This window comes from Burkholderia sp. Ac-20384 (genome assembly GCF_017104605.1).
In the GTDB taxonomy this organism is placed as follows: Bacteria; Pseudomonadota; Gammaproteobacteria; order Burkholderiales; family Burkholderiaceae; genus Burkholderia; species Burkholderia lata.
In genome coordinates, this window is record NZ_JAAGPE010000225.1 from 1 (window position 1) to 15,842 (window position 15,842).

Genomic DNA, 15,842 nt, shown 5'->3' on the forward strand with positions numbered 1-15,842 from the left:
TTCGCGGACTCGTCGAGCACGGCCTGCGCCGTGTCGTAACCGGCATCCTCGAAGCCCGGCAACTGCGCAACGGCGTCGATGCCGGCCAGTTCCTTCAGCACGAACAGCATGTCCTTGACGGGGGCGTTATAGCTCATGGTCGATGTTCCAATCAGACGGGGTATGAGGGGCGCTGTGGGGCGAGAGGCGGGAAAACCGGCTCAGGCCCGGGCGACGACGTGAGGCATCGTAATGCCACGGCGGGCGATTCTTACTGTCATATCCGGCCCATGTGGTGACAAAATCGGCCACGGGATGGGGGGGTGAGACGGGAATCGGCTGGCTGGATAGGGGTTTGGCCGGATCCGGGTTCGATCATTCAGACGAATCAGCGAGCAATCTCCGTGCCGCGCCGGGGTGATCGGCGCAGCCGGTCCGAACGGCCATTCCCGCGGGTGCAGACCGACGAGCGCCCTGGCTCTGGAAACGGGTCGCCCAGTTTGATGGGCTACCGCGGCCCATGAGAAAGTTCAAGGCCCTCGCCGATTCAGCTAGCCGAGAACGCTCGATACAGTTTCAACAACTTCCTTGAGGAACGCCTTGATCATCGGATGGTTACGCTCGCCGCGGCGATAAGCGACATAAATCTTGCGCCGCACCTCCGGTTTCAACTTGACCCACGCCACGCCGGGCGGTGCCCGCAGCACCCGCAGCCCAGGGGCAACCGACACCGAGCAGCCGGATGCCACCATCGCCTCGACCATTTCGGATCCGCGACATTTGGCGTTGATCCGAGGCTCGAAGCCGGCGCGACGACACAAGTCGATGACGAAACCGCCGAAAGTACTCCACGTGGATTCCATCGCCCAGGTTTCGTGCCGGAGATCGGCGACACCAAGCGATGGCCTGTTGCTCAATGGATGATCAGTCGCGACCGCTACGTAAAGGACATCCTCCGCCAGCGGCACGACCTCGATGTTCTCCTGGTCATTGTCCGTCTTGATCGAAAGATCGTCGATCAATGCGATGTCCGTTCGCCACGCCCGGAGTGCCGCGACCGCGTCAATGGGCTCCAGCTCTTCAAGTTCGATTTCCAGGCGTGGATACGCGGGCCGCAGCTTCTTGAGCACGTCAGGAAGTACCAGCGAAGCAATCGACGGAAACGCGGCGACGCGCAGCTCCCCCACCATCTCCCGCCGCAGCTCTGCCAATTCCGAGCGCGCCTCGTCCAGTACGACCATCACCCGTTCGGCGTGACCTGCCAATGCATGCCCCGCCGGCGTGAGCCTGACGCCACGGCCGACGCGCTCCGTCAGTTTGACACCCGCCTCCTCCTCCAGCTGCGAGATCTGCTGTGAAACGGCCGATGGCGTCAGGTGCAACGCTTCGGCGGCGGCCGCCATCGTCCCATACCTCGCCAGTTCCAGAAGTGCCTTCAGTCGCCCGACTTCCAACGCGTACCTCCACCAGGTGGATCATTAAAAATGGCTAATGCATTACTACAAGAACGATAAGTATACGTGGATGAAATTGCTACCTAAAGTAGCCAGCCACAGCAGAAAACACGGGCACGCAGTCGCTGCACTTCGCGTCCGCAGCGCATTGACGGGCAGAACCATCCACCTCGATCGCCCAGCTTGTCTGCTCTGGTTGTCATCCCACCCATTTTCATCGCGTAAAAAAAACGATGCGTGATTTCACTCTCAAGATCGCGGTACTTTTCGGCGGCGCCAGCGAAGAGCGCGACGTCTCCATTTCCAGCGCCGCTCAAGTGATCAAGGCACTGCGTAGCGCCGGTCACAACGTGGTGGCAATAGACACCGCTCGAGGCCCGCTGTCGCCGGAAGAAGATGCGCTTCTCCTGACCTCGCGGATCCATGACGCACCACCGCCGTCACGCGTGTCTACCCGTTCGCCCTCGGCTGCCTTCGACCTGCTCCGCTGTCCCGAACTGACCGAAGCCGATGTCGCATTTCTCGCGCTGCACGGCGGTACCGGCGAGGACGGCACCATTCAGGCGATGCTCGACCTGGCGGGCGTGCCTTACACGGGAAGCGGACACATGGGTAGCGCAATTGCCATGAACAAGGACATGACAAAGCGCCTGTTCTCCTCCGTCGGCATCCGCACGCCGCGCTGGATGATGCTGCCATGCGATTTCGATGACATACCCCGTCGCGTCGGCTATCCGCTCATCGTCAAACCGAATCGGCAAGGCTCGACCGTTGGCCTGTCGCTGGTGCACACGCCCGACGAACTGGAAAGCGCAGTGCGCCTCGCTCGCCGGTTCGACACACAGGTGATGGTGGAGCAGTACATCGCAGGCCGAGAGTTGACTGTCGGCGTGCTGGGCGCGCAGGCACTGAGCGTTGGTGAAATCGTCATCGAGCCGGGCGCGATTTTCGATTACCGGTCGAAGTATCAAGCGGGACATGTGCTTGAACAGTTTCCGGCCACGTTGCCGGCGGCCACACTCGAAGCAGCGCAACGAATCGCATTGCGCGCTCACGCGCTGCTGGAACTCGACGGTTACAGCCGAACGGACCTCAGGCTGGACGCGCAGGGCATTCTCTGGTGCCTCGAAGTGAACACGCTGCCGGGCATGACCGCCACGAGCCTGCTCCCGCAGTCCGCGGCTGCATCCGGTATCGCGTTTCCGCAGCTCTGTGAGCGGATCTGTCTTGCGGGCATCAATCGCCATCAGGTGCACGCATGACTTTCAGCGCGCCAACCTCTCTCGCGTACCCTGCGCGAGCGAACCTCCAGGGATTGTTCGGTTTCGACTCAATCCGGGTGCCGCGTTACCGTCTGCTCGATGGCGCAACGCCGATTCATCCCCTGCCGCGCCTGAGTGCCTGTCTTGGCGGGGCGACCATTCATGTCAAGCGGGAGGACGTAGCGGGCGTGGGCGGCGGCGGCAACAAATTGCGGAAACTGGAGCTCCTGATTGGCGAGGCATTACAGTCAGGCGCCGACACGGTCATCACGGTTGGCGCGAGGCAATCGAATCACGCACGGCTGACCGCGGCTGCCGCAGCCCACGCGGGGATGCGATGCGAGGTTGTGCTCACACGCTCCGTGCCGCGCGACGACGCCGATTACATCGAAAGCGGCAACGTCCTGCTCGATAACCTGTTCAACGCTCGTGTGCACGATTTGCCGGCTTCGGCCGACGCGATGGCATACGCCATCGCACGTGCAGACGAACTGCGTGCTGCAGGCCACCGTGTCTATGTCTGCCCGTTCGGCGGATCAAGCCCGGTTGGCTGCCTCGCCTATGCTGCGTGCACAGCCGAAATCGTCCAGCAGTCTCAGGCGCTAGGCACTCACTTCGATCGCATCATCGTGCCCAACGGAAGTGGCGGCACACATGCCGGGCTGGTTGCCGGCTTCGCGGCACTCGGGACCGGGACGGTCGAAGTCGATGGCTACACCGTCTATGCCCCAGCCGCGGACGCGTATCGCGCCACGCTCGACAAGGCGCAGCAGACGGCCAGCATCATCAGTCCTGGTACGGAAATCTCGCCCGATGCCGTTCGCGTCGACGCGTCGCAACTCGGCCCCGGTTACGGTATCCCCACGGACGCCATGCGCCGCGCCGTCCGGCTGCTGGCCTCGCAAGAAGGGCTATTGCTCGATCCGGTCTATAGCGGAAAGGCGTTTGCGGGGCTGATTGAAGGCGTTGCGTCAGGTCGTTACGCATCCGACCAAAACATTCTCTTCGTCATGACCGGGGGATTGCCTGGCTTATTCGCGTACCGGCGCGAGTTTCAGATGGCTCGAAATGGCTGAGTGAGTCCCATCGGCCATCCAGATGCGGCATTTCAAGGCGAACGGAGGCCACCTGTCTCCCCTGCAGACTTGTTCGAAAGCATCGAATGTCTTCGTCACGTCGGTGGTACGTCTGAGCTCCTCGGCCACAACACAATGACATGACCATTCGAGTACGGTCATGCAGACCTGTAGACGCCATTTCGGCGCGGGCTCCCGGCCACTCGAATTTTTCGTTGAATTCGTTCGAAGAGAGGAGCAGGCGATGAAATCACTCGAGCTTTGGCTGCGGCGCGTTGGTGCCGCGTTGGCTTTCCTGTTGGCTTTTCAGGCTCAATCGTATGCAGCGACCCCCGCGGTCACGGAACATTCGCTAACGGTCAACGGTATCGGGCTTCACTACCTGGAGGCGGGCGCCGGGAACGGCACGCCCATCGTACTGTTGGCCGGCTATGGCGAGACGAGCCACATGTGGCTGCCACTCATACCCAAGCTGGCCGTGAACCACGTCGTGATCGCGCCGGATCTGCCGGGCGCCGGCGCGTCGGACATCCCTGCAGGCGGCTACGACAAGAAAACGATGGCCCAGGACATTCACGCGCTGGTGAAGGCGCTCGGCTATCGCGACGTCGAGGTCGTGGGACACGACATCGGCCTCATGGTGGCGTACGCGTACGCCGCCCAGTATCGGGACGAAACCAGGCGCCTTGTGCTGATGGAGTCGTTCCTGCCGGGTGTCGGAAACTGGCAGCCATACTATTACTCGCCCGCGAAGTGGCATTTCACGTTTTATGGCGAAACGCCGCTGAAGCTCGTGCAGGGCCGCGAGCGAATTTACCTCGACCATTTCTGGAACGACTTTGCGGCTAATCCCGAGCATTCAGTGTCGGAGGTGGACCGCGCGCTCTATACGAGCATCTATGCGCAGCCGGGCCGCATGTGTGCGGGCTTCGAATGGTTCCACGCTTTTCCGCAGGACATCCGGGATTTCCAGCAGTTCGCCAGGACGCCATTGCAGATGCCGGTTCTCGTCCTGACCGGACAGAAGGCCGCCGGTGATTTCACGATCGATCAGGTTCGCGGGGCGGCGGTGAACGTGCAGGGGGAAGTGATCGAAGGGGTGGGTCATTGGCTGATGTCCGAGGCGCCTGATCGAACGATGGGGGCGCTGGTTACTTTTCTTAATGCGGGTGAGTCGCGATGAGGCTGACGACCTTCGTGATCACCGCCTGATGGCGCGCTCTCGGAAATCGCCGGATGAATGCGCAATTCGATCCTCACGGCTGTCCTGCGAGAAATCCAATAAGGAATTGACCGGAGCGCAACCGGGAGCCGCCCGGACATCAGTGCGGGCGTATTTTGACCGTCCGAATTCGGTTTAGAAGATGCCGCACGCAATCGTGCAGCAAAGGTCTCGGAAGAGTTGGTTTCCGCAGATCATCACCGGAAGTTTCGGGCCAGGAGGCAACGCTCGCTCGACAGGGCATCTGGCTGAAACTCGACGCGTATCGGTCACTCGTCCTTTCCGAAGTCCGCTAGCTTGGAGACGTTGCTATCTTGGGGTGCCAGCTCAGCAACCTGACTATCGTAATCCCTAATTAGGCAATTCCTTCTGCCGGGATAGGTTCCTCATCGTAATTCTCGCAATTGTTGCCGCCATCCTCCTATTTCAGAAGGAAGTCAGCCATGCGTTACGGCCTTCTCCTCCCCGCTGTTTTGCTTTCAGGCTGTAGCGTTTTTTCCCCGCCTCCGCCTACCGTCAACCTCGAAGACGTCTTGTCCCGCGTCAAAATCGAGCTCGGGATGTACGAGCAATACGAAGTAAAGCATGCCAATGACGCTCCGCTGCACAATGCATGCCGTGGTTACGTCAACTTTCATGTCACCAGCGCGCAGGTGACACTCTCAGTCGTCCACACTTCGAAAACGGAGGTGGATCCCAAGCTCGCATTGCCCGTGCCGCTGCCAGCGACGCTAAGCGTCAGCGCAACCGGAAGTTTGACCAGAAAAGGGACTCAGACGCTGGTTCTCAATGTTTACCCCGCAGCCGACACCGGGATCACGCCGCTCAGCCCCACAACGGATACCCCCCTCGCCGATGCATTGATTGGCTTACGGGAAGCGATGCTCAAAGAGTCAGCCCGCAAGCCGTGTGTGTACCTCAGGCAGGATAACAACGCAGTGAAGAATACTCTGTCGTACGCCATGGAGATCGACACGTCGGTAGGCGAAGGTGTCAATTTTGGCTACACGATCTTCGGTCTGACCGGATCACACTCGAACGAGACGGACCGAACGAACAAAATCGAGATCACTTTCGAGCCATATCTCGACCCTGACATCGCGCCGAAAGCTCCTGTCGCACCACCGAGCAAGGGACGCGGAGAATTTTCGCTACCTTTTCAGTTGCCAAACCCCTTGCCGATAGACTTGCCGGGCTCAGCACCGGGCACGACTCAATGACTCCGGGACATGCCGAGATAGTGAGAGGCAACGCACTTGACCAATTGCCTCTGACTCCCGCGCCGAAAACCACGAACGATTCGTCCTGGTCCAGCAGGTGAACAGGAGCTGAGCGCAGTTTCTTGAAACGTTTTAACTGCGGTCCGCTTTCCAAACTGGAGCAGATTTCCGCCGATTGACGATCACCGACCGCAATAGGTCGGATGCGGTCTTCCACATGGGGCGGCTTCCGGCCAAAGAGAGTCAGTCGATAGCGTCGCTGCCGACGTCTGGAACCAACTGCAATGGCGCCACTCGGTTGCGGCACAACCTTAAGAAAATCGACGCCTTGCCGTTGTACCATACGAAAGTTTTTTTCCTTCAACACGACAATACAATAAAGCGATGAGACTTCGATTCCTTGGGGCAAGCGGGGGCCGTGTCACAGGTTCATGTACACATTTCTTCTATGATCGTACCCAAATTCAGTTTCTGGTGGACTGCGGCCTAACACAAGGCGAGGGAAACGACCTTGCAGTCAACTCACGGGTATTCCCATTTTCCGCATCCGAAATCGATTTTGTGTTTCTAACGCATGCGCATCAGGATCATTGCGGGCTGATTCCAAGACTTTACAGAGAGGGTTTTAGCGGAAAGGTGATCTGCACTAAAGCAACGGCCGAACTTGCCAGGATTTCGCTGATGGACTCCGCAAAGCATGCGAAAGGCTTGTTCACTGAGCAGGACGTACAGCAGATCCGCTTCCGCACCATCGATGACGAGTCAGAATTCGGCCTCTCAAAGATGATGCGCATCGATACTGATCTGTTCGCGTCATTCACGCGGTCGGCGCACATTCTTGGTGCAGCATCGATCACCATCGGCTGGCGCAATGATTCCGATGAGAAGGTCTACACAACGATGAGTGGCGACCTCGGCAATAACACGAAGGAAAATTCGTTTCAGCCGCTGCTTGCCGGACGCCAGGGCATCTATGGAAACCCTGGTGAGATCATCGTCGAATCGACCTATGGCAACCGAAACCGAGCCGCAAACTTCTCGGACCATCAGCATCGGATGGACAAGCTGACGGAAATCGTTAAAACCGAGGTCTATGAGAAGAAGTCTCTCCTGCTAATCCCGACCTTTTCGCTTCACCGAACGCAAGAGGTCTTGCTGGATCTGTATCAGATTCTCAAGCGTGATTTTTCCGCCGAGATTGCCTGTCAGACCCATGAACTGCCGCGTGAGCTTCTGAAGCAATTGGAGGCCAATGACTGGAACTGGATCGTCCAGCGCGTCATCAAGGCAGCCACCGAAGCGCTGCCCGAGGATGAGCGCGTGAAAATAGAAAGCGCCATCCAGGAAGAGAACACGAAATTCGGCCAGCGGTTTCATCTCCGCCATGATGCGACGATCGACACCTCCTTTTTGCTCCACTTGATCTCAGAGCGCAAGCAAGCGTATCCGGTTGAAATCGTGCTTGATTCGCCTTTGGCGCGTAAGCTCAGCGCCGTATTTGGCGATGAGCTATGTCGCCGACAGCAAAATAGGCCCGACGAAACCCTATACCGTAATCGCAACATGACCGAGCGTCTCGGCCTCACCAACGAGAACGAAGTGGACGAATTGCTCAAGACTTTGTTCCCACCTGACGATGGAGAGGACAAGGTCATCACGCTTGGCATTCACGACATTCGGTACACGAAAGATTTCAAAACGCCCAGACGGTCAGCCTTGTTGGATCGAGGATGCATTCTCATCACGGGCGCTGGCATGTGCGGCGGTGGCCCGGTTTTGCAGCATCTGGAGAAGATCGTCTCGCGCAGCCTGCCGGCCAGCGTGCTGATCACGGGCTACATGTCCAAAGGCACGCCGGGAGACGCATTGCTGCGACTCGGTCAGGCACGTGATAGCGGCGAACCACTTGCAGAAGAGAAAATTGACATTGGCGGAGAGGCTATAGCGCTGAACAACTTTCCAGCGAATATTATCGACGTCAAGGGTTATTACTCAGGTCATGCAGATCGCGACGGCCTGCTCGATTTCATCTTCAAGGCTGTCGGCAAGAGCGAAACTGACGTTCCCCAAATACCCGCAACGGTGTTTATCAATCACGGGCACGATACCGCTCGCGCGGGATTGAAGGAGGCCATCGAAGAGCGAAGCAATCGCGCACTGCCGGAAGATCGCGCGATCGGCCGAGTCGAACTGCCGGATGCAAGCGGTCGCTGGTACGACCTGAACGCCAAGAAATGGCTGGACCATGAAACGGAATCCAAGACTGATTCCCTGATTCGGGAACTGCTTCAGGAACAACGCAGAACCAATATGCTGTTGCAGCAATTGATCGACGTTCGCAAGACACATGCAAATTTTGGGAGCACCCCAAGAAAGCACGTCAAGAAAGGTTAGGTGCGGGATTGCACGCGGCACCGGTGGGAACTGCTTGGCGCGAAGGCAAGTCAGGCGTCGCACCGACCTGCCACGAGCAGTCGTTCACCGGGCCACCGTACAAGCAGTTGAGCGGCGGCTCAGCATTGCAGAGAAGACGGTGGGTTTAGATGTCTCGTATGGCTGAGAAGGGTCGGCAGCGGCCGCCCCCAATCCCCCTACTTCATCGCCACCAACGGCCCGACAAACGCCTCGAAGTGCGGCAACCAGATCGGTATCGCCTCCTTGACCGAGAACATCCCGTGGCCGTTGCTGCCAAACGGCGGCTCAACAACCATCTGCCCGCGCCCACCCGCCCCCTGAAACGCGGCAAACCACGTCGCCACCACCTCCGGCGCGAAATACTTGTCGTTCTGCACGTAATGCCAGAGCACCGGCACCCGCGTCGTACTCGCGAAATGCCCGATCGTGTCGGCCATCTGCTTCGGATCGCACGGCATGCCGGGATGAGTCGTCGGGTTCCCCCCACGCCCACCCGAGAAGTTCACCACCGCAACCACCCCCTGCGGCGCATAGCTCGCCGCCGCCAGCGAAGCAAACCCACCCGCCGATTGCCCGACCAGCACAACGCGGTTTCGATCCACCTGCGGCAACGTCTGCGCATACCGCACGGCCGCGAGCACATCGCGCGCGGCCTGCTGGCCCGCAGCGAGGTAATCGGGATGCCGGCACGAACCCGCATCCTCTTCATCGACCCCGCCCGTCGCCCCGTATCCACGGCGAATCGGCACGATGACCGCGAAACCGAGTTGCACGAACGTCCGGATCTGCGGCAATGCGCGGTAGCGGCGCACCTTCGGCCGGTCGCGCGGATCGGGCGGGCTGCCGTGGCTCAGCACGATCAACGGAAAGGGCCCGGGGCCGTCCGGCATATAGGTGGTGGCAACGATGTCGCGTGTGCTCGCCCCTTCGTCGACCGGGACCTTGACGACGGTTTCATGCAGATCCGGCGCGATGGACGTGTCGCCGACCGCCGTCGCCGCGCAGCCAACGACGGAAGCGATCAACGCGCCCGAGATCAGCACCCGGCACAAGAGGATGGCTATCTGCTTTCGACGAACGACGATGCTCATGGGCGATCACTCCACGAAACCCAAGCCGACGGTCCACGCTGCCGCGACGCATACGGCGAAGGCGTCAGTGTATCCGGGCGGCGGCACCGGCGGGACAACCGCACGCGCACAACCTGCCCGCACCTGCATCGCGATCGTCACCCGCGATCACCACCGGTAACTGACATCCCCCGTCACCATCAACCGCGTGCCATAGAAACACCCCCCTGCCGAAAAACACGACGACACGTAAGTCCGGTCGAACAGGTTGTTCACGTGCGCCGCCACGCGCCACCCCTTCCACGCGGGCCGTTCAACGCCAAGGTCATACGACAGCCCGAGATCGAACAGCACGACAGCCGGCACATCGAACGTATTGACGTTGTCACCCGCACTGCGCCCGACATAACGCACACCACCACCCACCTTCAACCCGCGCAAACCCGGCCGCTCAACCGCATAGTCCAGCCACAGCGACGCGAGATGCCGCGGCACCGCCGCCACGCGCTTGCCGACGACGGTCGGATCCGTATCGGCCTGCACCGTCGTATCGAGATACGTGTAGGCAGCAATCACATCCAGTTGCTTCCACACGCGCGTGCGCCCTTCCAGCTCGATCCCGCGCGATCGCACCTCCCCGGTCTGCACGCTGAAAAACGGATGCTCGGGATCGGCGGTCAGGACATTGCGCTGGCGAATATCGAATGCCGCGATCGACGCGTTCTGCAGCCGATCCGGCGACTGATAGCGCAACCCGACCTCGAACTGCTTCGCCTTCGTCGGCGTGAACGGCTGACCATCGAAGCGCGTGCCGAGCGCCGGCTCGAATGAAGTCGAATAGCTCATGTACGGCGCGAAGCCGCTATCGAACAGATAAACCGCCCCCGCGCGCCCCGTAAACGCTCGCGTACTCTGCCGCACACTCGCGGACCGCAGCAGGTCATCGGTCGTCGTGCGCGACCACTCCTCACGCCCGCCGAGCGTAAAGACCCACCGGTCCCAACGCACCTGATCCTGCAGATAGACGCCGATCCGGTCAGGCGTCTGACGCGTCTGCTGCGCGACCGGCGGCACGGTAAACGGCTGCCCGTAAGCGGGCGCACGCGTATCGAGCGGCGGCGCCGCGCCGAAGCCCGACCCGACGAGATTCGCCACCGCATGCTCATACGACAGCCCGGCCAGCACCGTATGCTCGACCGGCCCGGTCATCATGCGCATCTCGGCCTGGTTGTCGAGCGCGAGATGGTTCACGTGCTCGCGCGACCAGGACAACGAACGGTTCAGCACGCCCGGCGACAGATAAGGCGCGATGAAATTCACGGCCGCGCCCGCGAAGTCGACATCGAGGTGCGTATAGCGCACGTTCTGCCGGACCTTCCACGTCGAGTTGAAACGATGCTCGAACGCGTAGCCGATCATTGCCTGCGTGCGGTCGTACGTATCGAATCCCGGCAGCCCCGGGAAGAAGTGCGTCGGAATCCGCCGGCCCGAATCCGGCCAAAGCGTACCGAGGGCCGGCAGCCAGCCCGCGAAGTTGTTATGCGGATCGCGCTGGAACGACCCCAGCAGCGTGAAACTCGTATCGGCGTTCGGCTGCCACGTCAGCGACGGCGCGACGACGATCCGCTGCTGCCGCGAATAATCGATCTGCTCGTCCGCGCGGCGCGCGAGGCCGTCGATCCGGTAGCGCCACGTGCCGTCCTTCGTCACCGGCCCGCTGAAATCGAACGCAAGCTGCCCGCGATCGCGGTTGCCGGTCTGCACGGCAAGCAGGTGCTGCGCATCGCGCGTCGGCCGCTTGCTGACCATGTCGACGATGCCGCCGGGGCTCGCCTGCCCGTACAGCACCGACGCCGGGCCGCGCAACACGTCGATGCGTTCGAGCGTCCACGGATCGACGACGCTCGCGGCCCAGTTCACGCCTTTCGGCAACGGCAGGCCGTCGAGCATCTGCGGATTGATCGCCGCCGCCGCAAAGCCGCCGAAGCCGCGCAGGAACACGCTCTCGAGCACGCCGCCGGGGCGCGAGTCCGCGTAGGCGCCCGGCGTGTAGCGCAGGCTGTCGCCGACGCTGTGCACGTCCTGCCGGTCCATCTGTTCGCGCGTGACGACCGACAGGCCCTGCGGCACCTCGACGATCGCCGTGTCGGTCTTGGTGCCCGCACGCGATACGTCGGCCGCGATGCCCTGCACGGGGCCGACGCCCGTCTCGCGTCGTCCATCGACGACGATCGGCGCGAGCAGCGACGCATCCGCGGCGGGCTCGCCCGCGTCCGGCGCATCCTGCGCCGCAACAGCAACCGGCATCGCGGTCGCACAGGCCAGTGCGGCCGCCCAGCCCGGCACGCGCCGCAACGCCGCGCGCGGCAATGGAAATCCTGGCCGCGCACGGCGACCGGTGTGTGATCGATTCATCTCGGGTTATCCGGAAAGCGGAGACGGACGTCGGCGGATACGCCGCGCCCTTGAGTAGGGAGACGGGCCGCTGATGCAACGGCGACCTCGACTGAACAGCGAATGAGAATCATTTACGTCGACGCAACGCAGGTAAATGCCGGCGGAAGCAATCAACGAATGCGCGGCGCGCAACAGTGGGCCGCAGGTTTATTCGTCTGACGTTAACAAAATGTCACGTTTGAATATCGTTATCCTGAACGACCAAACGAATGATCGGATGATAGGATAGCGACACCCTCTAGCTTCAAGCGAAACACGCAATGTCAAGCCTGCCCCCGGCCACCCGACACTCGCTCGTCGATTCGGCGATCGAGATCCTCAAATCCAATATCACTTCCGGCATCTGGCGCGTCGGTCAGCGCATTCCGACCGAGCTCGATCTCGCGAAGCAGCTCGAGGTCGGGCGCAACACGGTGCGCGAAGCGGTTCGCACGCTCGCGTATTCCGGCGTGCTCGAAGTGCGCCAGGGCGACGGCACCTATGTGCGCCGCAATGTCGATCCGGCGGAGACGATGCGCGACGTCGATCGTGCCGCGCGCAGCGACCATCTCGAACTGCAGTGCATGCTCGAAACGGAATGCGCGCGCTACGCGGCACGCCGGCGCACCGACGAGGATCTCGCAACGCTGCGCAAGCTGCTGAAGGCACGTGGCGAGCGCGAAGCGTCGCGCGACGTGAAGAAGTTCGTCGAGCGCGACCGCGCGTTTCACATCGCCGTGGCCGCCGCATCGCACAATCACGCGCTGGAAGCGCTGTATCGCTATTTCTCGGGCTCGATCCTCGCGAACGTCGAGGACATCCTCGTCGAACTCGACGAAGCCGAGATTCCCGAGCCGGACATGCGGGCGCACCAGGCCGTGCTCGACGCGATCGAACAGCGCGACGAGAACAAGGCGGTTCGCGCGACGCTCGCGATCCTCAAGCCGCAGATGACCTGGCTCGAAACCCGCGAAACGCCGGCCGCCTGACGCGCCCGGCGCGCTAGGGACACACTAGGCGGCGACGGCCTCGATCACGTCGATCTGCCCGTCAGGTGCCGGGCGGACCCCGGAGGGCCGCCAACCGGCAGCAACGAGCAGCGCGTCGTATTCGTCCCGCGTGCGCTCGCGGCCGCTGCCCCAGCACATCATGTGGATGTCGTAGAGCTTCGAGAAGTGCGCGACACCCGGGGCCGGCACGACCCGTTCGATCACGAACACGCGCGCGCCGTCCCGCGCGCTTTCGCGCGCCCGCTTGAGGATCGCCACGCACTCGTCGTCGTTCCAGTCGTGCAGGATCAGCTTCAGCAGGTAGACGTCGGCCGCCGGCACCGCGTCGAACATGTTGCCGCCGGCCTTGCTGCAACGTGCGCTCACGCCCATCCGCTGCGCCCAGTCATCGGTATCGCCGTCGATCACTTCGGGCAGGTCGAACACGACGCCGGTCAGCGACGGGAACCGCCGCAGCAGGCTGCACAGCATGTGCCCCTGGCCGCCGCCGATGTCGCACGCATGCGTGCCAGGCGCGAACGTGACGTCGCGCAACGCATCGACCACCTGTTCCGACTGCACGGTCGAGAAGCTCGACATCGCACGCTTGAAATCGGTCCGGTAGCGTTCGTGATCCTTCGCATAGTCGAACGCCATCGCGCCGAACTCGCGAACGAAGCCGTTCTGCTGCCCCTCGCGCACCATGTCGGGCAGGTGCGCCCAGATCGCGTAGTGCTCGGGCCCCTCCTGCAGCAGCACGAAATCGCGCAGCGTGCTCGGGGCGTCCGCATGCAGCAGCGCCCCCGACGCGGTGGCCCGGAAGCCGCGGCGCGTGTCCTCGTCGAGCAGGCCGAGCGACGCGAGCGCGCGCAGCAGCCGGTACAACAGCGGCTCGTCGACGTCGAGCTTCGCCGCGAGCACGGCCGACGACACCGGCGCGTCGGTCGTCACCGCATCGAACACGCCGAGCCGCGTGCCCGCATACAGGATCCGGCTGCGCCACCGTCCGAACAGCGTATCCAGCACCTGTTTTGCCGCATTTTCCATGAAGTACTCCTGAACATGAACCGACCGCGCCGGCACGTGACGCACCGGGCGATCGCATCGTCAATGAAGCATGCGGATCACTGCTCGTGCAGGAATTCCGTGATCGGATAGCCGACGTGGCGCTGCGCATCGAGCGTGTAGCCGAGGATGCGGTCGCCGCGCTTGAGCTCCGTGATGTTGTGCACGCTGCCTTTCGGCCCGAGCACGCGCACGTGCCAGTCGTCCTGCGCGATGATGTTGATCGCGCGATTGGCGGCATTCTTCGCCTCGATCAGCAGCAGCGGCCGCGTCTCGACTTTCGCGCGCCCGACCACGACGCGGCGCGCCTTGCCCTGCACGTTGACGGCGAGGATCTCCGCGCCCGATTCGAGCTCGGCGAGATAGCGCGTGCGGTTGTCCGGCGCGACGACGTACGAATGAAGCGCGGCCGCGTTCACGCGGAACGGGCGGGTCGGCATGTACGGCAACGGGTGCGTTTCGCTGCTGATGAGGATCATGCCGGTCGAATACGAGCCGACGAGGATGCCCTCGTCCTGTTCGAAGCGCGAGCAGGTATCGACGCACACGCGTTCGCCCGGCCCGAGGTGCGTGAGTCCGACGATCTCGATTTCCTCGAGCTGCAAATCCTCGACCGTGTCGCTGCAGATCGACACGAGCTGCGTGGCCTGCCCGACCTGCGTCGGCGCGACCAGCACGCCCTCGGGGCCGCGCTGCAGCACGTTCAGCGTCACCTCCGCGTCCTCCAGGTCGGCCACGACGGTGATCAGCTCGCCCGACGCCTGATCGGCGGCGGCCAGCAGGATCTCGAGCGGGATCTTGCTCGGGTCCTGCAGGAATTCGACGAGCAGCCACGGCGTCGTGGTCGACAGCTCGCACGCGCGCGTGAGCGTCGCTTCGCCCGTCACCTCGATGAACACGCCGATCTCGACGCCGTCCGGCACCGCGAAATCGACCGGCAGGCCATCCTTCACGAGGATGATCTGCACCTGCTCGAGCAGCGCGGCATCGGCCGGCTGCCGATCGACGACCGCGACCTTGCACGCGCTCGGCGGCAGCCGCCCGGCCTGCTCCGCATCCTTCACGACGAATGCGGACACGCCGACATGCAGCGCTTCCTCGGTGATCTCGTCCGCGAGCTCGCCGATGTTGCGCAGGTCAATCCAGGAAAGCTTCTTCAAGGCCAATCTCCTTCGAAGGGGATAACGCAGGTTGAGTGACAGGATGAAACTAGCGGCTGACGGAAACGACCGAACGCGACGCGGCGGCCCTCATCCGGCAATCCACCCAGCCGGCGCCCGGTTCGTAGCCGGCAAGCCGGATACCGGGCGCGACATCGGCAAGACCGACGCGCGCGCCGTCGTCGGTCCGGAAACGCACTGCGCGGTCGGCGCGCATCACGACGCGCGTGTTCGCGTCCGCGGTCTCGCCGATGTTGCGCAGCTAAATCCAGAAAAGCTTCTTCAAGGCCAATATCCTTCAAAGAGGATAACGCAGGGTGAGGGACAGGAGTAAACTAGCGGCTGACGGAAAGGACCTAACGGGAGTCGGCGGCCCTCATCCGGCAATCCACCCAGCCGGCGCCCGGTTCGTAGCCGGCAAGCCGGATACCGGGCGCGACATCGGCAAGACCGACGCGCGCGCCGTCGTCGGTCCGGAAACGCACTGCGCGGTC

At 62.3% G+C, this 15,842-nt stretch carries 13 protein-coding genes; 6 read left to right on the plus strand and 7 right to left on the minus strand.

What is annotated here, in order from left to right; translation table 11 throughout:
* Together G3O00_RS30305 and G3O00_RS30310 are read right to left on the minus strand one after the other, a co-directional pair.
* On the minus strand, positions 1 to 137 hold a 137-nt coding region (locus tag G3O00_RS30305; protein WP_206145235.1), incomplete at its 3' end, for an acyl-CoA dehydrogenase N-terminal domain-containing protein.
* 393 nt (positions 138 to 530) lie between these two features.
* Positions 531 to 1,433, minus strand: coding sequence for a LysR family transcriptional regulator (locus G3O00_RS30310; protein WP_206145227.1), 903 nt, complete (start codon positions 1,431 to 1,433; stop codon positions 531 to 533).
* Positions 1,434 to 1,666: 233 nt separating this feature from the next.
* Here G3O00_RS30310 and G3O00_RS30315 point away from each other — a divergent pair, with 233 nt between their 5' ends.
* The 5 genes from G3O00_RS30315 to G3O00_RS30335 all read left to right on the plus strand — a co-directional run bounded on the left by G3O00_RS30315 (position 1,667) and on the right by G3O00_RS30335 (position 8,607).
* Positions 1,667 to 2,695: a D-alanine--D-alanine ligase gene (locus G3O00_RS30315; protein ID WP_206145228.1), complete on the plus strand. Its 1,029-nt coding sequence runs from the start codon at positions 1,667 to 1,669 to the stop codon at positions 2,693 to 2,695.
* Positions 2,692 to 3,771 (plus strand): D-cysteine desulfhydrase family protein, encoded by a 1,080-nt coding sequence (locus G3O00_RS30320; protein WP_241025408.1) that lies wholly within the window; start codon positions 2,692 to 2,694, stop codon positions 3,769 to 3,771. Before G3O00_RS30315 ends, G3O00_RS30320 begins: the two co-directional genes overlap by 4 nt.
* A 244-nt stretch (positions 3,772 to 4,015) precedes the next feature.
* Positions 4,016 to 4,954, plus strand: a complete 939-nt coding sequence (locus G3O00_RS30325; RefSeq protein WP_206145229.1) for an alpha/beta hydrolase — start codon at positions 4,016 to 4,018, stop codon at positions 4,952 to 4,954.
* A gap of 482 nt (positions 4,955 to 5,436) precedes the next feature.
* Entirely contained in the window at positions 5,437 to 6,213 is a 777-nt protein-coding gene (locus tag G3O00_RS30330) for a hypothetical protein (RefSeq protein ID WP_206145230.1), read from the plus strand.
* 384 nt (positions 6,214 to 6,597) lie between these two features.
* Positions 6,598 to 8,607, plus strand: coding sequence for an MBL fold metallo-hydrolase (locus tag G3O00_RS30335; RefSeq protein ID WP_206145231.1), 2,010 nt, complete (start codon positions 6,598 to 6,600; stop codon positions 8,605 to 8,607).
* A 197-nt stretch (positions 8,608 to 8,804) separates the two neighbouring features.
* Here the strand turns inward: G3O00_RS30335 and G3O00_RS30340 are convergent, their stop codons facing one another.
* A complete protein-coding gene (locus tag G3O00_RS30340) occupies positions 8,805 to 9,719 on the minus strand; it encodes a prolyl oligopeptidase family serine peptidase (RefSeq protein ID WP_206145232.1) in 915 nt (304 codons plus the stop codon).
* A 147-nt stretch (positions 9,720 to 9,866) separates the two neighbouring features.
* The gene (locus G3O00_RS30345) at positions 9,867 to 12,113 is read right to left on the minus strand and encodes a TonB-dependent siderophore receptor (protein WP_241025409.1); all 2,247 of its coding nucleotides are present in this window, start codon (positions 12,111 to 12,113) and stop codon (positions 9,867 to 9,869) included.
* 302 nt (positions 12,114 to 12,415) lie between these two features.
* Between G3O00_RS30345 and G3O00_RS30350 the strand changes: the two genes are divergently transcribed.
* On the plus strand, positions 12,416 to 13,123 hold the full coding sequence (locus G3O00_RS30350) for a FadR/GntR family transcriptional regulator (RefSeq protein ID WP_174930025.1): 708 nt from the start codon (positions 12,416 to 12,418) through the stop codon (positions 13,121 to 13,123).
* A 24-nt stretch (positions 13,124 to 13,147) separates the two neighbouring features.
* Here G3O00_RS30350 and G3O00_RS30355 read toward each other — a convergent pair whose 3' ends face one another.
* The 3 genes from G3O00_RS30355 to G3O00_RS30365 form a co-directional block, all read right to left on the minus strand.
* Positions 13,148 to 14,170, minus strand: coding sequence for a methyltransferase (locus G3O00_RS30355; protein WP_206145233.1), 1,023 nt, complete (start codon positions 14,168 to 14,170; stop codon positions 13,148 to 13,150).
* 77 nt (positions 14,171 to 14,247) lie between these two features.
* On the minus strand, positions 14,248 to 15,348 hold the full coding sequence (locus G3O00_RS30360; protein ID WP_174930023.1) for a 3-dehydroquinate synthase II family protein: 1,101 nt from the start codon (positions 15,346 to 15,348) through the stop codon (positions 14,248 to 14,250).
* 49 nt (positions 15,349 to 15,397) lie between these two features.
* Positions 15,398 to 15,565, minus strand: coding sequence for a hypothetical protein (locus tag G3O00_RS30365; RefSeq protein ID WP_206145234.1), 168 nt, complete (start codon positions 15,563 to 15,565; stop codon positions 15,398 to 15,400).
* Between the last annotated feature and the right edge of the window lie 277 nt (positions 15,566 to 15,842).